The following is a 22071-nucleotide window of genomic DNA, read 5'->3' on the forward strand; positions in this document are numbered from 1 at the left end:
GAGGCCGCCCGCTCGGAGGCCGGCCGCTCGGAGGCCGGCCGCTCGGAGGCCGCCCGCTCGGAGGCCGGCCGCTCGGAGGCCGCCCGCTCGGAGGCGGGTGTCCGTCCGGGCTGGGCAAGCGTCAGCTTCCCGGGCGCGATCTGAGCAGTTGCCCGCTCCTCCCGCGTCGGCAGCGCGACCACCCGCTCCTCCCGCGTCGGCAGCGCGACCACCCGCTCCTCCCGCTTCGGTTGAGCGGCCGCCCGCTCCTCACCCGCCGGCCACGCACTCGCCCGCTCCCCATCCGCCAGCCACGTAGCCTCCCGCTCCTCACCCGCTGGCCGCGCACCCGCCCACTTCTCACCTCCCGGCCGCATAGCCGCCCGCGCCTCACCCGCCGCCCGCGCCTCACCCGCCGCCCGCGCCTCAGCCGCCGCCCGCGCCTCAGCCGCCGGCCGCGCGGGTGCTCGTTCCTCCGTCGCCGGCCGGGCCGAGGTCCTCTCTTCCCAGGTCGGGAGGCGGAAGACCTCCGCGAGGCGGTCGGCCGGTTCGGGGTCGCCGGGGTCGGGGCGGGAGTGCAGCGGGATCACCGGGGCCAGGCGGGTCTCCGGGGTGAGGGCCAGCACCGGCGCGAGGGCGATGTCGGGGATCGGGTCGGTGTGGGGGGCGGACGGGCGGTCGGGGGTGCGTTCGTCGCCCCACGGGACCAGGCGTACCTGGTCGTCGGCCGAGCGGCCGCCGCCGGCCGCCGGGGTGACGACCGCTTCCGGGCCGAGCAGGCCCTGCACCCGGCTGAGCGCGCGATGGGCGCGTTCCCGCTCGGCTCCGGCGTCGCCCCAGAGGCCCGGTTGCAGCCCCAGGTGGACCAGCACCCCGTCGGGGATCAGCCGCAGCCGCACCAGGCCGGCGGTGGGCCGGGCCGGGGCGCCGCGGCGGGCGCCGGTGAGCCAGCCGTCGAGCTGCCAGCGGACCCGTTCGGCGATGGCGGCCGCGGTGAGGGTGCCGTCGTGCCGCCAGACCCGGTGGAGTTCCTGGCCGTCGGCGGTGACCGCCTCGATGCCGAGCCGGGTGCAGGCCAGGCCGTGGGCGGCCAGCTTCTCGTGCAGTCGTTCGGCGAGCACCCGCCCCGCGAACGCGGCCACGTCCACCCGTTCCAGCGGCTCGTCGTAGGTTTCGGAGACGTCGAGGTCGGGGGGCGGACGGCGTACGGAAAGAGGCCGGTTGTCGAGGCCGGCGGCGAGCCGGTGAGCCAAAGCACCGTCGAAGCCGAACCGGGTGATGACGTCCGCGGCCGGCAGGGCCGCGAAGTCGCCCAGCGTCCTGACGCCGAGCCGGGTCAGCAGGTCGGTCAGCTCGGGCCGCTCCAGAGCCTCGATCGTCATCCCGGCCAGGAACCGCGGCGTCTCTCCCGGCCCGATCACCAGCCCGTCCCGCGCCGCCAGCCCGGCCGCGAACACCCCGTCGGCGATCCCGACCTGGCTCTCCACGGAACATGCCTCGGCGACCTGCTCGACGATCCGCTCGGCCGCGGCCTCTTCGCCGCCGAAATAGCGGGCCGGGCCGCGGGCCGCCAGCGCACAGGTCCCCGGCCGGATCACCTCGACCCCGACCGCAACCTCTTCGACGGCCGCGACGACCGGTTCGAACGCCCGCGCATCCCGCGCGGGATCATGCTCGACCACAACCAGCTGCGGGCACCGGCTCTGCGCCTCACGGCGCCGCAACCCACGGCGTACGCCTTCCAGCCGCGCCACCTCCGAACAGGCCACCACCCGGTTCCCGTGCAACACCACGACCGGCCCGGAAGCACCGACCCCGTCCACGATCTCGGCCGCGATGACCGGCCAGTCCGGACACCACACCAGAATCGTCCGCCCGGCCGCGCCGCTCACCCCGCCACCGCCGCCCGGCCGGTGGCCGTGATCGCCTGTTGCGTTGTGTCCGGATCCGCGCCGCTCATCCCGGCCAGCGTGATCTGGCCGGTGGCCGCGCTCCCCCGTTGCGCCGTGTCCGGCCGGAAAGGACCGGCTACATCAAGAGCGGAAGCGAACGACCGGAAAGGACCGGTCACATCAAGAGCGGAAGCGAACGACTGGAAAGGACCGGCCGCGTCGAGCGGAAGTGAACGAAGCGAACGCCCGGCCTGTTGACCGGAAAGAACCGGCCCCGCCGAGTACCGAAGTGAACGCCCGACCCGGTGCGCGGAACGGACCAGTGAGAGAAGGCGCCGGACCGGATGCGGAAGGACGGGAGACGACCGCTCGGCAGTAGGAGTGAGCGCCATGGCCAGATGTTCCGGGCGGGCCACGCCGGCCGGCCGGCTCGTCGGCGTTGCTATGGGGTGACCGGTCGCACCCCAGTCCGTTGCGGGCGGGCTCTGACGTTGCTTCGCCGCTGTCCACACCCGACGACTCGGCCCACCGCCATCCCCGGCCGGACGCCGACGCGGCGGCTCGGCGGAGGCCGGGTGGCCGGCGGGACGAGCCAAGAGCCGGAGAGCCGGATCGGCAGCTGGGCGGTCGACCACCGCGCGAAGACCACCAGGCGAGAAGCGGACGGAACGAGCCAGGGCCCGGAAAGCCGGATCGGCAGCTGGGGGGACGGAGGCGGGCGAGACCGCGCGGAGGCCCCGGGGTGGGGTCTCGGCGGGGGTGGGCTGGAAAGAGTCGGGGGTGGGCGGGGACTGGCCGGTGGTGGGCGGGAGGGATGGCGGCCGGTGGGTGAGGCCGGGCATCCAGAGGGTGATCTCCTTGGGGCGGGCGGCGGCGCCGCGGCCTCGGGCGAGGATGGTGACCTCGCGGCGGCGGAGGCGGCCCCGGCCCAGGGAGAGGCCCTCCCAGCGGGAGGCGGTGACCTGCAGGGTGACGTCGGCGCCCGGCCACGGGCCGAAGGGCATCAGCACGCTGCCGCGCTGGCGGGCCCGGGCGACCAGGCGGTCGGCGATGGTGGGGGCGACCTGGCCGGGGATGGCGGTGACGACCACGTCGACCCCGTCGATCAGGGCGGCGATGACGGTGGGCCAGTCGGGGCCGGGGTCGGGCACCAGGGCGAGCCGGTCGAGGTCGATGCCGCTCTCCTGGGCGGCCAGCGCGCCCAGCGACGGGATGCCGACCACCGCGCACCACGAGCCCGACCGGGAGGCCTCGGCCAGCAGCGCCAGCAGCAGGGAGGTCGAGCCGCCGGCCGGTGCGGACCGGCCGGCCGCCACCGCGACGGTGCTTCCCCGGCGCAGGCCGCGGCCGGGCAGCAGGCCGCTCAGCTCGGGCACGACCGGCAACACCCGGTGTACGCCCGGCGCGTCGTGCTCGCCGGCCGGCCGAACCAGCTCGGCCAGGGCGGCCGCACCGCTGATCATGCGTCCCGCCATCGTTCCCCGCTCGTGTAGCCGTGTCACCGCGCCGCCCGGCCGTGCCGAGGCCGCGGGCCGCACTCCGCGGCCTTCGAAGACAGGTCATCCGTGACCAGTCGTGAGGCATGCACGCGCAACGCCCGTCCCCCTCCGGCCGGGCGGTGCGAGTGTCCAAGGTTTGTCCTGTGCGATGCCCTGGGTCAGGCGGCCAGCGGAGGTTGATAGGTGAGGCCCAGTGAGGACTCGACGATCGCCACGAACTGTTCGGCGGCGCGCAGGAGGTCGTCGGCCTCGCGGGGGCTCACCACGCGGGGGATGCCGGCCTCGGCCGCGGCGCGCTTGGTGGCGCCCAGGGCGAAGTAGTTGGCCCAGTCGCCGAACTCGGGCGCGACCAGGACGAGCAGCGACCAGACGCTGGTCGCCTTGCTGCGCCGGGTCGGGGCGGCCGGGCGGGCGCGGGCCGCGAGCACGGCGGCGGCCGCGCGCAGGGCGGCCATGTGGGCCGCGGCGTAGCGCAGGCCGTCGGGGCGGGTGCGTGCCGCCTCGGACAGGCCCTGCCGGGCTATGCCGAGCAGCTGGGCCGGGGTGCGGTGCGGCAGCATGTGCGCCGGAACCGTGGGGGCCGCCACCTGAGCGGCCGCGGTCGGCGCATGCGCCAAGCCGGGGGCCGGCAGCAGGCCTGGCGCCGTGGAGCTCGCCATGGTCGTCTCTCCTCGCATATGTCGCATCCGACTTTGCTGGGCCGAACGAGATGAACTGCGAAGGGACTGCGGGGGAAGGGCGCAGTGCCCTGTGTTTCATCAACGTGCTTCAAACCGGGCGTGCTTCAAACCGGGCGTGCTTCAAACCGAGGAGCCGGCCGGGTGTGAAGCTTCCCCACACCACACCCGGCCGGACCTCGCCGGCGGGTCCGCCGCCCGCCACCCGGGGGTCGGGGGTAGCGGACGACGGTCCTGCCTTGTCTGAAGGCTCGAACCCGCGAATGCTCGAGCCTCGTGTGCGATGCTTCGCGGGCACCGCACCCGGAAGCCGTGCCGCGAAACACCGCCTCCGGAGTTAGAACACAGGTCCTAGACTTTCGAACATCCGTTCTAACTGAGAAGAAGACTAGCACTCGGGTACGACAAAAAAGCAACTACAACGTCTTCTCGAAGGCCAGCCGGTCGTAGGGCGAGGTGCCGTAGGGCGGGATCTCCCGATAACCGCTGCTCAGGTACAGCGCGATCGCCTCGGACAGCGCCGGATGCGTGCCCAGCCGCACCTCGCCGAGCCCGTCAGCGGCGATCGATGCCTCCACCGCGGAGAGCAACCGCCGCCCCAGCCCGAGCCCCCGCGCGTCCGGCGACACCCACAGATGCCGCACCTCCCCAAAAGAGGAGAAAGAAACCCAGGCCACGCACCCCACCGGACGCCCGTCCTCGCGCGCCACCAGGAAGGACGCGGTGGAACCGGGGGCGATCAGGGCCGACTCGTCATAGCCCTCGGGGAAGCGGACCGCCAGTTCGGCGGCGTAGGAACGCAGGCACTCCAGCGCCTCCGGCGAGGCGTCCGGGATCGCCGAAATCGTCACGGTCGCCTTTCGCAGCAGATGGCGCACCTGCGACTGCGCCGCCACCAACTCGTCGCGCTCCGCCTCGGACAGGGCCCCGAGCAGGACTTCCACACTGCGGCGCGATCGAGCGTCGAGCTCGGCCCTCTCCCGTACGCCCAAAGCGGTGAGCCTCGCGAAGCGTAGGCGGCCGTCCCCGGGGTGAGCACCCACCGTGACCAGGCCGTCTTTCTGCAGCGCCTGCAGCAGGCGGCTCAGGTAACCCGAGTCGAGGGCCAGCCGGGCCCGCAGTTCGCGCAGGTCGGCGCCGTCGCCGATCTCGAACAGCAGCCGGGCCTCGCGGAGCGGGCGGTCCTGGCCCAGGTAGTGGTCGTCGAGGGCGCCGATGCGCTGGGAGTAGTAGCGATTGAAGTCACGGACAGACTCGATCGGATCCACGACCGTCACACTACCGAAAGCCTCTGACCTAGGTCAGAGACTTTCCGGCTCGCTGCGACGGGTGCGCCAGGACCTCGGTGAGCTGGTGCAGGAGCACGCCGGCGACGAACGGCTTGGCGATGACCGCGGTGACCCCGGCCTCGAGGGCGAGGGTGTCCTGGAAGTCGAGCGAGCCGCTGACCACGACCACCGGGATGTGCTTCAACTCCGGATCCCGGCGAATCTCGCGGCACATCTGCAATCCGGTCATGTAGGGCATGTCGATGTCGGTGATCACGGCGTCCGGGTGGTGCTTGCGGACCGCGGCCAGGCCCTCCCGGCCGTCGGCGACCGCGATCACCTGGTGACCGGCATTACGGAGCGACCGGGTGACCAGCATCCGGATGTCCTCGTCGTCCTCCGCCGTCACCAGCACGGCCATTGCGGCCCACCGCCCCTTCATGATCCGGCCTTCATGATCCGGCCTTCGGGGTTTCAGTATCCGCCGTAAAAGCCTACAAAGCGGGCAAACGCCTTATCTGGTCGGCAACGATCTCAGCCGACAGGGTGACCATCGGCAGGCCGCCGCCCGGGTGGACCGAGCCGCCGACCAGGAAAAGCCCCGGCACCGGGCCACGATTGGCCGGGCGCGTCAGGCCGCCCGCGGTCCCGTAGATCGCTCCCCCGGGCGCGCCCGTCGCATCCGCCAGATCGGCCGGAGTTCGCGATTCGCGGAAAATCAGGCGGTCGCGCACATCGAGACCGCGCCGGGCCAGCACGGCGAGAACATGCTTTGCGTACGCGTCGGCCAGCCCCGGCCGCCGCCAGTCCACGGCCGACCACTCGGGCCCGTGGCGCGGAGCGTTGACCAGCACGAACCAGGCCTCGGTGCCCGGCGGGCGGACGGCCGGGTCGGTGGCGCGGGTGACGAAGACGGTGGGATCGGAGGCCGGGCGGGCCCGCCGCGACGCCGAGCCGAAGATCTCGTCGAACTCGGTGTCGTAGTAGTCCGGGAAGAAGACGGTGTGGTGGGCCAGCTCCGGGGTCTCGCCGCGGACCCCGAGCAGCAGGACGAAACCGGCCAGGCTGCGGTCGGCGAGCCGGGCCAGCCGGGGCGGGTCGGGCAGGAGGTCGCGGTAGACGTCGAGCGCGTCCGCGTCGGACACCACGATGTCGGCCGGGAGGTGCGCGCCTGAGGCGAGTCGCACCCCGCGCACCCGGCGGCCGGCCGACTTGGCGCCGCCGGTCGTCTCGATCCGCGCGACCTGGGAGTTGAGAACGATCTCCACTCCGAGGGCGGCGCAGCGGGCCGTCATCGCGGCGGCGAGGGTGCCCAGGCCGCCGGGCAGGTACCAGCCGCCGAAGGCGAGTTCGGCGTAGGGGATCGCCGCGAGCGCGGCCGGTGCCCGGCGGGGGTCGGCTCCGGTATAGGTGGCGTAGCGGTCGAGCAGCATCCGCAGGCGGGGATCACCGAGGTAACGCCGGCCCAGGCCGCGGAAGGACCGGCCCGGCGCGATCGCCCGCAGGTCGCCGAGCCGCCAGGAGAGGCCGGCCAGCGTGGCCGGGGTGACCGGGCGGCGCAGCACCGAACGCCAGGAGGCGTCCCAGATCCGTTCGGCTCGCTTCCAGAATTTTTCCCAGTCCTCGGCCGCGGCCGGGCCGAGCGCGGCCGCGATGCGCTCCCGGAAGACGTCATGATCGGACGAGGAGTCGAGGATCGTGCCGTCGTGGAAGACGTGCCGGACGACCGGGTCGAGCGGGACCGGCTCCAGATCCAGGCCCAGACCGTCGAAGACCTGGGGCAGCGTGAGCAGACTCGGGCCGGTGTCGAAGCGGAAGCCGTCCCGCTCGTAGACGCCGAGCTTGCCGCCGGTCGTGCCGGAGCGTTCGTGGATCACGACGTGATGCCCGGCCTGGGCGAGCCGGATCGCGACCGCCAGCCCGCCGACGCCCGCTCCGATCACGACGACCCGGTGCGGCCCGGTGGAGAACGCCGAAAAATTGTCGGACCCGGCTGCTTTACTCGCCCCACCCAGTTCAGGGCGGGGGCGGCCCGGGCCGGAGCGGTCTACGTGGGAACGATCCGAGCGGGAATGGTCGGGGCGGGACGAGCCGCGGGTCATACGGGTCGTCCTCTCCAGGTCAGGGTGCCGCGGCGGTGGAGCCGGAAGGAGCGGGCCACCAGCCACGCGAAGACCACTATCGCGGCCGGGTGCAGGAGGGCGTCGGGCCAGGGGCGGCCGCCGGTTGCGTGGGCGGTCACCGCGCGGCCGGTCACCCCGAGCGCATAGGCCGCCAGCGCGAGCAGTCCCAGGGCGACGTGTCCGGTCGCCAGGAATGCTGCGGTTGTCAAGGGCGGGGACGCGTACAGGAAAAGCAGCAGGACCACGACGGCGCCGGCGGCGGGTCGCGGACCGAAGGATGCCCAGAGCGACTTGGCGTAGCCGGCGGTGAGTTCCGGCCAGGTTTGGTACATCTCGCAGGTGGCGAAGCCGGAGCCGTCGGCCAGCGCGATGCGGCCGCCGGAGCGTTTGACCGCGCGGGCGAGGGCGATGTCTTCCAGGATGTCGTCGCGGACGGCGGCGTGGCCGCCCGCCTTGTGGTAGCCGGCCCGGTCGATGACCAGCCATTGGCCGCCGGCGGCGGCCAGTGCGGGGCGCGGGGAGCGTTCCATCGCGCGCAGCGGGAGGAACGTGAGCCAGGACCACTGCAGCAGTGGTTGGACGAGGCGTCCGGCGCCGGCTATGCGGGGGTACGGGGAGAGGAGCGTGACGTCCGCGCGGCGCAGCAGGGCGACCGCCGAAGCCACCGCGCCCTCGGCCAGCACCACGTCGGCGTCGACGAAGACCAGGACGTCGGCGTCGGGGGCCAGGTCGGCGAGCTGTTGGCAGGCGTGGGGTTTGCCGAGCCAGCCGGGCGGGAGCGGGGCGCCGGTGTGCAGGTGGACGCGGTCGCCGCCGATGGCGCGGACCAGGTCGGCGGTGCCGTCGGTCGAGCCGTCGTCCAGGGCATAGATTTGTCCGGATTGTCCAAGCAGCGACCGCAGGCACGGCGACAGACGATCGGCCTCATCGCGGAGCGGCAGGAGAATGGCGACCGTTTCATCCGTTTTGTCGAAACTGAGGCGCCGGAGAAGAGACGCATTGACAACGGTGTGGACGGTCAGGGCGATCCACGGCAGGAGCAGGAGCCAGATCACCGGAAGAACCTCAGTAAAGGCACCACGACCACGCCCATGAGCACGCCGCCCCAGGCCGCGGAAGCCGGGAGGCCCAGGAAGACGGCGTGGGCGAGCACGGACGAAGCGTACGTCCATAACCAGAGCGCGAGAATCGGCGCGTCACCCGGTCGCGGGGTCCGGATCGTCTCGCCGCCGAACCGGGCCAGCGCGACCATCAGGAGGATCGCGAAGCCGAGCCAGCCCAGGTAGTTGCCGATCGGCACGCCCGGGACGCCGGGCAGGGCCGGGGTGGGTGACCGCCAGGTCCAGTAGCCCTCGGCGACCATCTGCGGGTCGAGGAAGAGATCCCAGGCGGCGAGACCGACCGCCGCCAGAGCGATCTGCCCGGATTTTCGGGTCGTGAGGCGCAGCGCCGCCAACCAGGCCGGCCACGCCATCCAGGTCCAGGCGAGCGGAATGATCAGCGGGACGCCGAGCAGCTTCGGGCCGAGTTGTCCGGAATAGTCATAATGGCCGAACGGGAAGCCGGTGGCCACGCCGATCGCCTCGACCGCGAAGCCGCCGCCGGTGGCCGCGGCGATCAGAACCAGGCCCGATCCGCGCCACCAGGCGTGACTGACGGAAAGCACGTAACCCAGCACCACCGTCGCCACGGTCAGCCCGGCCCGGGCCCGGCCGTCGGTCAACGGGTAAGCGATCTGCACCAGCACCAGCACGCCGAGCAAGGCCCATGGGAGCCGCCGAACCATCAGATGCCGACGATGCCCGGCGAGTCCTCGACCGGCCGCTCGACCACCGGCAGTTCCCGCCCGAGGATCGCGAACGCGCGCTCGTCGCCCGGGAAGTGGAAATGGCGCAGCACGTCGACGAAGCCGAAGCGGCGGTAGAGCCGCCAGGCCCGCGACTTCTGCTCGTCGGCCTCGGGGGTGGACAGCAGCACGGTCTTGCCGTCGGCCATCGCCAGCAGCGCCCGCAGCTGACGCGCCCCGACCCCGTGCCCCTGGGCGGCCGGCCGCACGTGCAGCTCGACCACCTCGAAGCAGTCGGTCAGCCACTGCTCCCGCGCGTCGTCGGTGAGCGCCGACCGCACCTGGTCGTGCCACCACTGCCCGGGGCCCGAGGTGTAGCCGTAGCCGAACCCCGCCAGCCGGCCGTCGGTGGTCAGCGTGGCGACGGCCCGGAAGCCGGCGCGCCGCACGTGGGCGCCGATGTAGCCGCGGCGGGTCTGCAGCAGCTCCTGCCGGTAGCCCATCGCCTCGCCGTAGACCGCGACCACGTCGTCGAGCCGCCGCAGCAGGTCGTCCGGCTGCCACGCAACGAGCCTCATCGCTTCGCCTGTGTCCCTTCGTCTTCTTCCCCGAGCCAGCCCAGCACGCCCCGGTCGCCCTCGATGCGAAGGACGGCGAACCGGGCGAAGAGCTCCTCCGCATACCACCGATCGACCGGGGTACGCGCGATCACCGCACGGTGCTCCGGCTGACGGTACGCGAACCGGGTCAGGTCCGTCGCGTCCCGCCACAGGCTGACCGTGCCCTGCCAGCCGATCGGCGCCTCCCCGATGCCGAATCGCGCCAACAGCCCGGGGGCCGAAGCGAGCTCGGCCGCCACCGCAGGTATCGCCCGCCAGAAGGTCATCGCCCTCGACGGCCTCAACCGCGCGCGGGTCAGCGCCAGCACCATGCCGCCGGCATCGCGGGCCGCCCCGGACGGACGGAACGGCTCGACGCCGGACCAGCGCCCCCGGCTGACCAGCGGCTCCAACTCGACGCGGGCCGACGAGACCGCCACCCGGTCCCACCCGGAGAACCGGACATCCCGCTCGGCGACCGTCACCGCCGCATAGCGGGTCAGATCGGCGTCGCCGAGACCGAACGAATCACCCGTCCCGGTGCCGAGGAACTTCGCGAACCGGACGCCGGACGGCCGCCGCAGCCGTCCGAGCCCGATCAGCAGCATCGCCGCCGGCACCCGGCGCGGCGGCACCCGCCACACGTGCAGAGTGACCGGCATCGACGCTCAGGCCCCGAGGTAGCCGGCGCCGAACACCCAGGGCGCGATGTCGTTGATGAAGTCGTGCGGGAAACCGAGGCTGAACTCGGTCGCCTTCTCCAGCTCGGCCATCTGCGCGGAGGTGAGCTTCACGTCGGTCGCGCCCAGGTTGTCGCGGATCTGCTCGACGCTGCGCGCCCCCAGGATCGGGATGATCGACTCCGAGCGGTGCATCGTCCAGGCGATCGCGACCTGCGACGGCGTAGCGCCCACCGCATCGGCCACCGCCTGCACGGCCCGGGCCGCCGCGTGCGACTTCTCATCCAGGGTGGAGGGATCAAGGCGGGCCGATCCCGACAACGGCTGCGTGTATTTGCCCGACAACACACCACCGGCGAGCGGGCTCCACGCGGTCACCCCGAGCCCGAGCGCGGTCGCCATCGGCAGCAGCTCGCGCTCGATGTCGCGCATCAGCAGGCTGTAGGGCACCTGCAACCCGATGAACGGGCTCCAGCCGTGCCACTCGGCGAGCGCGTTGGCCCGCGACACGATCCAGGCCGGGGCGTCCGAGATGCCGACGTATAGCACCTTGCCGGCGCGTACGGCGTCGTCGAGCGCCCGCATCGTCTCCTCGATCGGGGTCGACGCGTCCCAGACGTGCACCCAGTAGACGTCCAGGTAGTCCGTACCGAGGCGGCGCAGGCTCGTCTCGAGCGAGGCCCGCAGGTTTTTCCGCGCGTTGCCGCCACCGTTGGGGTCGTTCTTGTCGCGGGTCGTCGTGTATTTGCTGGCCACCACGAACTGCTCGCGCCGCCCGGCCAGCAGCTGGCCGAGGATCTCCTCGCTCAGCCCGTTGCGGTAGTTGATGGCGGTGTCGATCGCGTTGCCGCCCGCTTCGGCGTAGACGTCGAGGATCCGCCGGCACTCCTCGACCGGGGCGCCGACACCGCCCTGCTCGCCGAAGGTCATCGCGCCGAGGATGACCTCGGCGACTCGGAGGCCGCTGTTGCCCAGGGTCCGATATCTCATTCCACAATGCCTACCGCAGCTTCGCTGCTCTTCCACAGCTCGGCGGCGAGATCTGCGTCGCTTGCGCGACCCTTCGGCGGTACGGCGTGGTGGCCCACGTAATAGGCGCCGTTGACCAGGTTTTCGGCCGGCGTGGTGAGCAACCACGCCAGCAACGCGCCCGCCTTCTCGGGCGTCACCAGAAAAGGCGCGAACCGGTAGAACAGGCGCAGCATGCCGCGGTCGCCGAAGTTGGTGCGCACCACACCGGGATGGAACGAGACGCTGAGCGTGTCGGGCCAGCGGCGGGCGGCCTCGGCGGCGAAGAGGATGTTGGCCGACTTGGCGGCGCCGTAGGCCGTCCAGGCTTTGTACGTCTTCGGATCGCCGGTGAAGTCGTGCGGGTCGGGCACGGCCCGGGTGTGCGCGTCCGAGGAGGTGCCGACGACGCGGGCGCCGCGCAACCGGTCGCGCAGCAGGTTGGTCAGGAGGAACGGCGCGAGGTGGTTGCTCTCGATCGTCGACTCCAGGCCGTCGGGGGTACGCCGGTAGCCCATGATGATGCCGCCCGCGTTGTTGGCGAGGGCGTCGATCCTCGGACAGGTCGCGAGGAGATGCGCGGCCAGCGCGCGTACGTCGGCCAGCCGATCGAAATCGGCCTGGAACCGGCCCGGCTCCCGGCCCTGCCCGGCCGCCCGGACCCGCTCGACCGCCGCCGACAGGCGGCCCGGATCGCGCCCGACCAGGACGATGTCGTCACCGGCGGCCGCCAGCTGCTCGGCCGCCGCGAGCCCGATTCCCGAGTTGCCGCCGGTAATCACGATTGTGCGTGTCATCGAAACCTATCCTGGCATCTGCACGTCGCCGCCGCCTTCCGGAATGGATGAGATGAGCACCGAGATCGAGATGCCGGCCGAGGTCGACAGCCCGGTTCGCCCGCACCTGCCCCGGCACGCGGTCAGCCGCTGGCTGCTGGCCCACCGGGTGGCGCCGGTCGGGCCGGAATCGACCGGTCAGAAGGGGCACGAGCAGTCGTGGTGGAAGGTCATGTGCCTGACCGGCGTCGACTACTTCTCGACTCTGTCCTACCTGCCCGGCATCGCCGCGCTGGCCGCCGGTGCGCTCTCCCCGCTGGCGACCCTGCTGATCGTCGGGCTGACCCTGCTCGGCATGCTGCCGATGTACCGCCGGGTCGCCCACGAGAGCCCGCACGGGCAGGGCTCGGTGGCGATGCTGGAAGACCTGCTGCCGTTCTGGCGGGGCAAGCTGTTCGTGCTGGTCCTGCTCGGTTTCGTGTGCACCTCGTGGATCATCACGATCACGCTCTCGGCGGCCGACGCGACCGTGCACATGTCAGAGAATCCGGTCCTCCCGGCGTTTCTGCACGGCCACGGCGTGCTGATCACCGTGATCCTGCTGCTGATCCTCTGCTTCGTCTTCCTGCTCGGCTTCAGCGAGGCGGTCGGCGTGGCGATCCCGCTGGTCGCGATCTTCCTGGTCCTCAACGCGGTGATCACCGTCGTCGGCGTCGTCGACGTTTTCACCACGCCGGGCGCCTTCTCCGGCTGGACATCCCGGCTGACCTCCGGCGGCAGTGTGTTCGGGCCGGCGATCCTGGCCTTCCCGGCCCTGGTGCTGGGCCTGTCCGGCTTCGAGACCGGGGTCAGCATGATGCCGCTGATCAAGGCGCCGGACATGGCGTCCCGCATCCGCAACACCCGCAAGCTGCTCACCACCGCCGCGGCGATCATGAGCGTCTACCTGATCGCGACCAGCTTCGTGACCACGATCCTGATCCCCAAGGCGGCGTTCCAGCCCGGCGGCGAGGCCAACGGCCGCGCCCTCGCCTACCTCGCCCACGAAAAGCTCGGCGAGGTCTTCGGCACGGTCTACGACATCAGCAGCATCCTGATCCTGTGGTTCGCGGGCGCCTCGGCGATGGCCGGCCTGATCAACATCGTGCCCCGCTACCTGCCCGGCTACGGCATGGCGCCCGAGTGGGGCCGGGCCGTGCGCCCGGTCGTGCTGGTCTACACCGCGATCAGCATCGGCATCACGCTGTTCTTCCGCGCCGACGTCAACGCGCAGGCCGGGGCCTACGCCACTGGCATCCTCGCGATGATGGTCTCCGGAGCGGTCGCGGTCTTCATCTCGGCGCTGCGCTCGAAAAACCGCGGCGCCGCTGCCGGCTTCGCGGTGCTCACCCTGATCCTGCTGTACGCCCTGGGCGACAACATCGTCGAGAAGCCGGACGGCATAGCGATCTCGGCCGTGTTCGTCGCCGGCATCATCCTGGTGTCGCTGGTGTCCCGGGTCTCCCGCACCACCGAACTGCGGGCCGACCGCATCGAGTTCGACGAGACGGCCCGCCGGTTCGTGACCGAGTCGATCGCCCACGACGGCCAGCTCAACATCATCTCCAACCGCCGCCAGGCCGGCGACGAGGCGGAATACTCGGCCAAGGAAGGCGAGCAGCGCGGCATGAACCCGGTGCCCGGCCAGGCCGACCTGCTGTTCCTGGAGATCGACGTGGTCGACCCGTCCGACTTCAGCGAGGTCCTGCACGTGCGCGGCCTCGAGGTCGCCGGCTATCGCATCCTGCGGGTCGGTTCGCCAGCCGCGCCCAACGCGATCGCGGCCGTGCTGCTGGCGCTGCGCGACGCGACCGGGGTGCTGCCACACTGCTACTTCGAGTGGGCCGAGGGCAGCCCGCTGATGCACCTGTTCCGCTATCTGCTGCTGGGCCGGGGCGACACCGCCCCGGTCGTCCGCGAGATCATCCGGAGCGGCGAGCCGTCACCGGACCGCCGCCCCCGAATCCACGTCGGCTAGCCCGTGCCTGTTCGCCGGGCCGTTCTTCACCACGGCGCCGCGGCGGCCCGGTTGCCGAACGCGGTGCAACTGCTCGGCGCCACCCTCGGTACGGCCGTCCTCGGCACGGTCTTCCCACACGCTGGGGCGGACCGGGGCGCACGCGACGCGTTCGGGCCGGCCGCGATCGTGCTTCTGGCTGCTGCACGCCAACGCCGTGCGGGAAAGAAGAGCCGTCGGGCGGTTTCCTCGTCAACCACGCGCGGTCGCGCCCGGCACGTTTCCGCACTGCTCGCATCTGGCCGCTTCAGTATCTGTTCCGAGTGCCTCGATGATTCCGGCCGCCGCCAGGAGGGATCACCGTCCTGGGCCAGGCTGAGGCTTTCGCGGTATGCGCCGATCAGCCTGGCGAGCCGCCGGCCATCCGTTCCTGGCCTGGTGGGAACTCGCTCGGTGCTGGTGTGTTCGTGGTCAACGGCCGTCGATTGATCCAAAGATGCCTGCTCACCAGCTCAAATACTTCGCTGAGCGGCTCCCCGCCACCTTCGTCTATGCCGGCATCGACGCCGAGGTCCGAGGCCTGTTCGCCGGAGTCCGGGGACGGCAGATCGCCGGCTGGTTCACACTGATCGCGTCATGCCGTTGGCCTCCGGCACGAGCGAGCAGCGCACCGCGTGGCGGGCTCTGGTCTCCACCCTCGAAACGATGCTGCGGCTGCAGCAGCACCGCGCCGGAACGTTGGTCGAACTGGCCGAATACCTCTACCGCCGCACGTCCGGGATGATCGGCAGCCTATCCCAGCTCGTCCGCGGCGCGGCCATCCTGGCGATCGAGGACGGCACCGAACAGATCACTCGCGACCTGCTCGACCAGATCCCCGTCGGCTACGCGGCCGAACGCGCCACCCCGACCGCGCTCAGGCAACGCGCCACGCCGGTCAAGCCGGTCGAGGCCAGCTATTCCGAAGCCGTCGAACTCGCCGCGCTCATCGGTTCCCTGCACTGGCAGCGTCTCGCGGCCGGCGGCCCCAGCGAGCAGCGCCGCTTCGCCGCTGAAGTCACCCCACGGCTGCGCGAGTCTGGCTACCGGCCCCGAGTGTCAAAGGACCCGATCGCCCACTGGATCGCCGACGACTCCTGGCGCCCGCCCATCCCGGCGCGAACCACCTACCGCGAGCAACGCGGATTCGGCGGCCAGAACATGCCCAGCCCCCACCAGCACAGCATCGACCGGCACGGGCGCAGCGCCCGCTGGTTCGACCGCAACCGCCTCGGCGGCCGCGGAATCCTCTACCACCGCCACGTCAGCTCCGTCCTCGCCCGCGAATGGTCCCGCCGCATGGACGTCTTCACCGACACCGTCGCAGCCAGCGCCGAGGCGACAGTCTTCGATGCCGCGAACGCCAACGGCATCGAGGTCGCCGACTACATCAGGCCCACGGCGGCGCAATCTGACTATCTCGACGCGGTTGTCGCGGGAGTCCCGGTCGGACCGAGCAGTTCTCGAGCAAGCTGACGAGCGCGCGATCAGGACGACCAAGGCCTCTTCGGCAGATGACACGATCGACAGTGACCTGGTGTTACTTGGATCTAGCCACCCAACGGAGCGTGACGATCTTCGATTCGTCCACCTGCGCCGTGAGCTGCGGAATCGGAACACCTGTGCGAACCGGCCCGAATCATCGACACAAGTTGTCGGCACGTTCAGTTACGATGTCCACTGCAAACAGAAGGACCCCGGGCGCCTCGCGCGCGGGCGACGGCGTCCGGGGCCAACTCCTTGATGTGGTGTCAGGACCATACCCCGAACTCACGCCTTGGCCTCAGCTACTCCGCCAAGGTGTGATCTTCGCTTGCCCAGCTCAGCGCCCCTGGGGCCCTCCTAACTGGTGGAGAGAATGGGGAGAGATGGCGACAGACCCTGCCGTCGAGACAGAGCGAGACGAGTACCTGTTGGCCCAGGTCCGCGAGGTTTTCGGTCGTGTGGTCTACAGCCACAAGACCCATGAGAAGCAGGCCGACCTGTGCTTCCGGAGGCATCGCCGCCAACAGGCTGCGCTTGTCGTCTTCACGGCGGCCAGCGCCGGCACGTTCCTCGCGGCGCTGCTTGGGAAACTCGTGAGCCCCCAGATCACTGGTCTCGTCACGTCGTTCATAGCCCTGATCGTCACGACGCTGACCCTCGCGACAAAGAGCTTCAAGCTGGGCGAAGAGGCTGAGGCGCACCGCGACATCGCCTCGCGCCTCTGGAACGTACGCGAGTCGTACCTGTCTCTGATCGCCGACATGATGTCCGGTGCGACGTCGGCATCCGATGCCCGTGAGCGTCGCGACAAGCTCCAGGAGGCCACGCGCGCGGCTTACGCCGAGGCGCCCAGGACCACATCCAAAGCATATGGCAAGGCGCAGGACGGGCTTAAGAACAACGAGGAATTGACGTTCACGTCACGCGAGATCGACCTCTTCCTCCCAGAGGCACTCCGGCTCAACAAGGGCGAGGTGGCCGCATGAAGGTGCCGGAGATCTTTGACGCCCTTCTCGAGAACCTGAAGGTTGGCAACGCCAGCACCACCATCGCCCTGCGTCGGGATCAGATCACCAAGGCCCTGAACAAGGATTTCAGGTCGGTTGAGGGATCCACCGCGAACCGGCTCATGGTGGGCTCCTACGGACGGCACACGGCGATCCGTGGGGTATCCGATCTCGACATGATCTACATCCTGCCGGCCAACCTTTGTTCCAGCTACAACAGCGAGACTGGGCCGGAGAGGATCCTCAACCGCGTCCGGGATGATCTGAAGGCTCGCTATCCCAACACCACGATCCGGGTCGACCAGTGCGTCGTGCGAGTGCAGTTCACCAGCAACAAGTTCAAATTCGAGGTTCAGCCGGCCTTCGAGAATGCTGACGGCAGCTTCGACTACCCGGACACGAAATCCAAGAGCTGGAAGGTCACCAAGCCGCGCCAAGAGATCACGGCGACCAAGAACTGCAACGATCGCACGTCGAAGAACATGCGCCACCTCGCTCGGATGGCGCGGGCGTGGAAGGACACGAACGGCGTGGTCATGGGCGGCCTGCTCATCGACACGCTGGTACATCGGTTTTTCTCGACCACCACCGAGTACGACGACAAAAGTTCTTCCTGGTTCGATTACATGGTCCGCGACTTCTTCGAGTTCCTCGCAGACGAGCCCGACCAGGACTACTACCTCGCACTGGGCAGCAACCAACGCGTGACGGTGAAGAGGCGGTTCCAGCCGAAAGCGACGAAGGCATACAACCGCTGCGTCGAGGCGATCGCCAACGAGGGCAAGGCATCTGCGAACAAGAAGCGGCGCGAGGTGTTCGGCAAGGCGGTTCCGCTCGAGGCCACCAAGTCCACCCGATCGTTCACAGACACGGAGGAATTCATCGAGAACTTGTTCCCCGTCGACATCGGTCATTCGGTGATGATCGACTGCGAGGTCACGCAGAACGGCTGGCGACCAACCCTGCTGCGAAGGATGCTCGGCGACGGGACTCCACTCCTCGCGAACAAGAGCCTCGACTTCAAGATCACCGAGTGCAGCGTCCCAAAGCCGTATGACGTGAAATGGAAGGTGCTGAACCGAGGGGACGAGGCCGAGCGCCGGAACAACATCCGCGGCCAGATCATCTCCTCGAACCGCCCCAGCGTGAGGCACGAGCGAACCGTCTTCCGCGGGCAGCACCTCGTCGAGTGCTACATCGTCAAGGACGGGATCGTGGTCGCACGGGACATCATCGACGTCCCGATCAGCTCCAACGGGGCATAGTGCTACAGGGGTGGTGATGATCGTCCTTGCCGGCGACCGTTTTGATCCTCGAATGGGTGACCCGGCAAAGGAAACCGCAAGATAGGCCCGGAGACTTCGACTCGTCGACCTCCGGGCCTACCTTGCGAGCCACTGGCCTACGCCTTGATTACTCGCAACCTGGAACCGGACGCGACAGCATCTCCATCTTTTCCGAGCGTCAACGCCGGCGGATATCCCAGCGGCACGTTCCAGTCGTCGTCCCCGGAAGGAGAGTTGCAGAGCGAGTATGGCCGGGCATCTGCATTCCTCCAGTTGAGCAGCCGCCGAAGCAGCGATGTAGTAGGCGGTCCCGCGGGACGGTGGCGGTGCGGTCGGTGGCCGGGGCAGCCGTCGGGCGGGTGTGGACGTCTCTGGGGTGGTGCGTCCGGGTGGTGGCGCGTGTGGTTGTGGGGGTTGGCCGCCCGTACGGAAAAGGTCCGCTCGCGGGAAGCGCGAGCAGACCTCGGAGCCGTTGGGCCCGGAACCGGGCACACCGTTGTGCCCGGCCCCGGAGATCAGCCCTTGCGGACGGCCTTGCGGTAGTCGCTGTTGAGCCGGCCGATCAGGGTGAGCGGGATGCCCTTGGGGCAGACCGTGGTGCACTCGCCGGCGTTGGTGCAGCCGCCGAAGCCGGCGTCGTCGTGGGCCTGGAGCATGTCGATGACGCGGCTGTCGCGTTCGGGCTGGCCCTGCGGCATCAGGCCGAGGTGGGCGACCTTGGCCGCGGTGAACAGCATCGCCGAGCCGTTCGGGCAGGCGGCGACGCAGGCGCCGCACCCGATGCAGGTGGCCGCCTCGAAGGCCAGGTCGGCGTCCTTCTTGGGCACCGGCGTCGAGTGGGCCTCGGGTGCCGCGCCGGTCGGGGCCGTGATGTAGCCGCCGGCCTGGATGATTTTGTCGAAGGCGCCGCGGTCGACGACCAGGTCTTTGATCACCGGGAACGCGCTCGCCCGCCACGGCTCGACGTCGATCACGTCGCCGTCCTTGAAGTGCCGCATGTGCAGCTGGCAGGTCGTGGTGGCCCGCTGCGGGCCGTGCGCGACGCCGTCGATGACCATGCTGCACATGCCGCAGATGCCCTCGCGGCAGTCGTGGTCGAACGCGACCGGGTCGTCACCGTCGAGGATCAGCTTCTCGTTGAGGACGTCGAGCATTTCGAGGAACGAGGCGTCGGGCGAGATGTCCTTGACGTCGTAGGTGACCATCTGACCGGAGGAAGCGGGGCCGTTCTGGCGCCACACCCTGACCTTGATGTCCATTACTTGTAGCTCCGCGTGCTCGGGTGGACGTACTCGAAGTCGAGGTCTTCCTTGTGCAGGGTCGGCTTGCCGTCGGCGCCGTAGTACTCCCACGCGGCGACGTAGCTGAACTCCTCGTCGTTGCGCAGGGCCTCGCCGTCCGGGGTCTGCGATTCGGCCCGGAAGTGGCCGCCGCACGACTCGCGCCGGTGCAGGGCGTCGATGCACATCAGCTCGGCCAGCTCGAAGAAGTCGGCGACGCGGCCGGCCTTTTCGAGGTTCTGGTTGAGCTGCTCGCCGGTGCCGGGCACCTTGACCCGCTGCCAGAACTCCTCTTTCAGGCCGCGGATCAGGCCGATCGCCTTGAGGAGGCCCTCTTCGGTGCGCTCCATGCCGCAGTACTCCCACATGATGTGGCCGAGTTCGCGGTGGAACGAGTCGACGGTTCGGTCGCCGTCGATGCTCAGGAGTTTCTGAAGTCGCTCTTGAACCGCCTCGCGCGCCTGCCTCACCGCTGCGTGATCCTGGTCGACCTTCTCGAACGGGCCGGCCGCCAAATAGTTGCTGATCGTGTTGGGCAGGACGAAGTACCCGTCGCCGAGACCCTGCATCAGCGCGGACGCGCCCAGGCGGTTGGCGCCGTGGTCGGAGAAGTTGGCCTCGCCGACCACGAACAGGCCCGGGATCGTCGACTGAAGGTCGTAGTCGACCCAGAGGCCGCCCATCGTGTAATGGACCGCCGGGTAGATGCGCATGGGCGTTTTGTAGGGGTCTTCGCCGGTGATGCGCTCGTACATTTCGAACAGATTGCCGTACTTTTCCGCTACGGCCTTCCGCCCGAGTCGTTTGATCGCATCGGCGAAGTCGAGGTAGACCCCCAGGCCGCCGGGGCCGACGCCGCGGCCCTCGTCGCAGACGTTCTTCGCGGCCCGGGAGGCGATGTCGCGGGGAACGAGGTTCCCGAAAGCCGGATAAATCCGTTCAAGGTAGTAATCACGGTCTTCTTCGGGGATGTCGCTCGGATTTCTCTTGTCCTCTTGGCTGAGAGGAACCCACACGCGACCGTCGTTGCGAAGCGACTCGCTCATCAGCGTCAGCTTCGACTGGTGCGTGCCCGACTCCGGGATGCACGTCGGGTGGATCTGGGTGTAGCACGGGTTCGCGAACAACGCCCCCTGGCGATGGGCCCGCCACGAAGCCGTGACGTTGCAGCCCTTGGCGTTGGTCGAGAGGAAGAAGACGTTGCCGTAGCCGCCGCTCGCGAGCACGACCGCGTCCGCCATCTCGGTCGTGATCTCGCCGCTGACCAGGTCGCGCACCACGATGCCGCGCGCCTTGCCGTCGACCACGATCAGCTCGAGCATCTCGTGGCGGGCGTTCATCTCGATGTTGCCCAGGCCGATCTGCCGCTCCATCGCCTGGTAGGCGCCGAGCAGCAGCTGCTGACCCGTTTGGCCCCGGGCGTAGAACGTGCGCGACACCTGGGTGCCGCCGAACGAGCGGTTGTCGAGCAGGCCGCCGTACTCGCGGGCGAACGGGACGCCCTGGGCCACGCACTGGTCGATGATGTTCACCGACACGCTGGCCAGGCGGTACACGTTGGACTCGCGGGCCCGGAAGTCGCCGCCCTTCACGGTGTCGTAGAAGAGGCGGTAGATCGAGTCGCCGTCGTTGCGGTAGTTCTTGGCCGCGTTGATGCCGCCCTGGGCCGCGATCGAGTGGGCGCGGCGCGGCGAGTCCTGATAGCAGTACGACTTGACGTGGTAACCGGCCTCGGCCAGGGTCGCCGCCGCGGAGCCGCCGGCCAGGCCGGTGCCGACCACGATCACGGTCAGCTTGCGGCGGTTGGCCGGGTTGACCAGCTTGGCACCGAACTGGCGGCGCTCCCAGCGGGTCTCGATCGGGCCGTCGGGGGCGGCGGTGTCGGCGATCGGGTCGCCTTCGTTCCAGAACTCGGTCATTTCACGATTCCCGTCAGAACGGCGAACGGCACGCTCAGGTAGCCGATGACCAGGACCAGGCTGAGGACCAGCGCGGTGGCCCGGGCGATGCGCTCGCCGCGCGGGCTCTGCTGGCCGAGGGTGCGGACGGCGCTGAACAGGCCGTGCCGCAGGTGGAAGCCGACCGCGACGATCGCGAGCGCGTAGAACAGGGTCACGTACCAACGGTGGGGGGCGAAGTCGGCGACCACGTTGCCGTACGGGTTGGCCTTGTCGCCGACCGGGTTGAGCGTGCCCGTGGTCAGGTCGAGGATGTGGAAGATCACGAAGAGCAGGATGATCACGCCGCCCCAGCGCATCGTGCGGGCGGCATAGCTGCCCTGCACCTTGGGCCGGTGCTTGTACTTGACCGGGCGGGCCTTGGCGGCGCGCCGGGCCAGGATCGTGGCGGCGGCGATGTGCCCGAGGACCGCGACCGTCAGCACGGTCCGCTGGATGTACAGGTACCAGGTCTTCGGCAGCAGCGGCTCGCCGATCGTGCGCAGCCAGGCCGCGTAGTGGTCGAACGTCGTCCCGCCGAAGAAGATCTTCAGGTTGCCGGCCATGTGCAGGTACAGGAAGAGCACCAGCAGGATGCCGGTCACGGCCATGAAAATCTTGAGCCCGACGCTGCTTCGGGTTCTTCTCCGCGCGGGGGCCGGGGCCTTCCGCACTGCTGTATCTACCGCCACTCCTTGGACGGTAGGAACCGCCGAGCGATTCGTCTAATGCATGATCAAAGGGGTAACGATAG

18 protein-coding genes and 1 pseudogene are annotated in these 22071 nt (G+C 70.0%); 4 read left to right on the top strand and 15 right to left on the bottom strand.

The genetic code is table 11. From position 1 onward, the window contains the following. From AB0M88_RS13545 to AB0M88_RS13600, 12 genes and pseudogenes are all read right to left on the bottom strand, one after another. The coding region (locus AB0M88_RS13545) for a DNA polymerase Y family protein (protein ID WP_364100293.1) at positions 1 to 1871 on the bottom strand (1871 nt) is incomplete at its 3' end. Positions 1872 to 2707: 836 nt separating this feature from the next. After that, positions 2708 to 3346: pseudogene (locus AB0M88_RS13550) on the bottom strand (hypothetical protein); the annotation flags it as partial. Between the two features lie 182 nt (positions 3347 to 3528). Next, complete coding sequence (locus AB0M88_RS13555) at positions 3529 to 4029, bottom strand: SAV_6107 family HEPN domain-containing protein (RefSeq protein ID WP_364100295.1); 501 nt, start codon at positions 4027 to 4029, stop codon at positions 3529 to 3531. 434 nt (positions 4030 to 4463) lie between these two features. Then, entirely contained in the window at positions 4464 to 5315 is an 852-nt protein-coding gene (locus AB0M88_RS13560) for a MarR family winged helix-turn-helix transcriptional regulator (protein ID WP_364100298.1), read from the bottom strand. 28 nt (positions 5316 to 5343) lie between these two features. Next, a complete protein-coding gene (locus AB0M88_RS13565) occupies positions 5344 to 5736 on the bottom strand; it encodes a response regulator (protein ID WP_364100301.1) in 393 nt (130 codons plus the stop codon). A 73-nt stretch (positions 5737 to 5809) separates the two neighbouring features. Beyond that, a complete protein-coding gene (gene crtI / locus AB0M88_RS13570) occupies positions 5810 to 7258 on the bottom strand; it encodes a phytoene desaturase family protein (RefSeq protein WP_364100304.1) in 1449 nt (482 codons plus the stop codon). Between the two features lie 155 nt (positions 7259 to 7413). Continuing rightward, positions 7414 to 8493, bottom strand: coding sequence for a glycosyltransferase family 2 protein (locus AB0M88_RS13575; protein ID WP_364100307.1), 1080 nt, complete (start codon positions 8491 to 8493; stop codon positions 7414 to 7416). Further along, entirely contained in the window at positions 8490 to 9224 is a 735-nt protein-coding gene (locus AB0M88_RS13580) for a carotenoid biosynthesis protein (RefSeq protein WP_364100310.1), read from the bottom strand. The genes AB0M88_RS13575 and AB0M88_RS13580 overlap by 4 nt, the downstream gene beginning before the upstream one ends. Then, positions 9224 to 9802, bottom strand: a complete 579-nt coding sequence (locus AB0M88_RS13585) for a GNAT family N-acetyltransferase (protein WP_364100313.1) — start codon at positions 9800 to 9802, stop codon at positions 9224 to 9226. The genes AB0M88_RS13580 and AB0M88_RS13585 overlap by 1 nt, the downstream gene beginning before the upstream one ends. Then, on the bottom strand, positions 9799 to 10485 hold the full coding sequence (locus tag AB0M88_RS13590) for a monooxygenase (RefSeq protein ID WP_364100316.1): 687 nt from the start codon (positions 10483 to 10485) through the stop codon (positions 9799 to 9801). The genes AB0M88_RS13585 and AB0M88_RS13590 overlap by 4 nt, the downstream gene beginning before the upstream one ends. A gap of 6 nt (positions 10486 to 10491) precedes the next feature. Further along, positions 10492 to 11493 carry an aldo/keto reductase gene (locus AB0M88_RS13595; protein ID WP_364100319.1) on the bottom strand — a complete coding sequence of 334 codons (1002 nt, stop codon included), beginning with the start codon at positions 11491 to 11493 and terminating at the stop codon, positions 10492 to 10494. Beyond that, positions 11490 to 12308: an SDR family NAD(P)-dependent oxidoreductase gene (locus AB0M88_RS13600; protein WP_364100322.1), complete on the bottom strand. Its 819-nt coding sequence runs from the start codon at positions 12306 to 12308 to the stop codon at positions 11490 to 11492. Before AB0M88_RS13600 ends, AB0M88_RS13595 begins: the two co-directional genes overlap by 4 nt. A 52-nt stretch (positions 12309 to 12360) precedes the next feature. On the opposite strand from AB0M88_RS13600, the gene AB0M88_RS13605 reads away from it, so the two are divergent. From AB0M88_RS13605 to AB0M88_RS13620, 4 genes are all read left to right on the top strand, one after another. Then, entirely contained in the window at positions 12361 to 14304 is a 1944-nt protein-coding gene (locus AB0M88_RS13605) for an amino acid permease (RefSeq protein ID WP_364100324.1), read from the top strand. Between the two features lie 615 nt (positions 14305 to 14919). Then, positions 14920 to 15798, top strand: a complete 879-nt coding sequence (locus tag AB0M88_RS13610) for a hypothetical protein (protein WP_364100326.1) — start codon at positions 14920 to 14922, stop codon at positions 15796 to 15798. A gap of 392 nt (positions 15799 to 16190) precedes the next feature. Continuing rightward, positions 16191 to 16793 (top strand): SLATT domain-containing protein, encoded by a 603-nt coding sequence (locus tag AB0M88_RS13615; RefSeq protein ID WP_364100329.1) that lies wholly within the window; start codon positions 16191 to 16193, stop codon positions 16791 to 16793. Continuing rightward, positions 16790 to 18079, top strand: a complete 1290-nt coding sequence (locus tag AB0M88_RS13620; protein ID WP_364100332.1) for a nucleotidyltransferase — start codon at positions 16790 to 16792, stop codon at positions 18077 to 18079. The genes AB0M88_RS13615 and AB0M88_RS13620 overlap by 4 nt, the downstream gene beginning before the upstream one ends. Before the next feature lie 536 nt (positions 18080 to 18615). Here AB0M88_RS13620 and AB0M88_RS13625 read toward each other — a convergent pair. From AB0M88_RS13625 to AB0M88_RS13635, 3 genes are read right to left on the bottom strand one after another with little or no spacing between them, the layout of a single operon-like run. Next, a complete protein-coding gene (locus tag AB0M88_RS13625) occupies positions 18616 to 19359 on the bottom strand; it encodes a succinate dehydrogenase/fumarate reductase iron-sulfur subunit (RefSeq protein ID WP_364100335.1) in 744 nt (247 codons plus the stop codon). Continuing rightward, positions 19359 to 21299, bottom strand: coding sequence for a fumarate reductase/succinate dehydrogenase flavoprotein subunit (locus tag AB0M88_RS13630; RefSeq protein ID WP_364100338.1), 1941 nt, complete (start codon positions 21297 to 21299; stop codon positions 19359 to 19361). The genes AB0M88_RS13625 and AB0M88_RS13630 overlap by 1 nt, the downstream gene beginning before the upstream one ends. Next, complete coding sequence (locus AB0M88_RS13635) at positions 21296 to 21991, bottom strand: succinate dehydrogenase cytochrome b subunit (RefSeq protein WP_364100341.1); 696 nt, start codon at positions 21989 to 21991, stop codon at positions 21296 to 21298. Before AB0M88_RS13635 ends, AB0M88_RS13630 begins: the two co-directional genes overlap by 4 nt. Between the last annotated feature and the right edge of the window lie 80 nt (positions 21992 to 22071).

This window comes from Actinoplanes sp. NPDC051411 (genome assembly GCF_040682075.1).
Classification (GTDB): Bacteria; Actinomycetota; Actinomycetes; order Mycobacteriales; family Micromonosporaceae; genus Actinoplanes.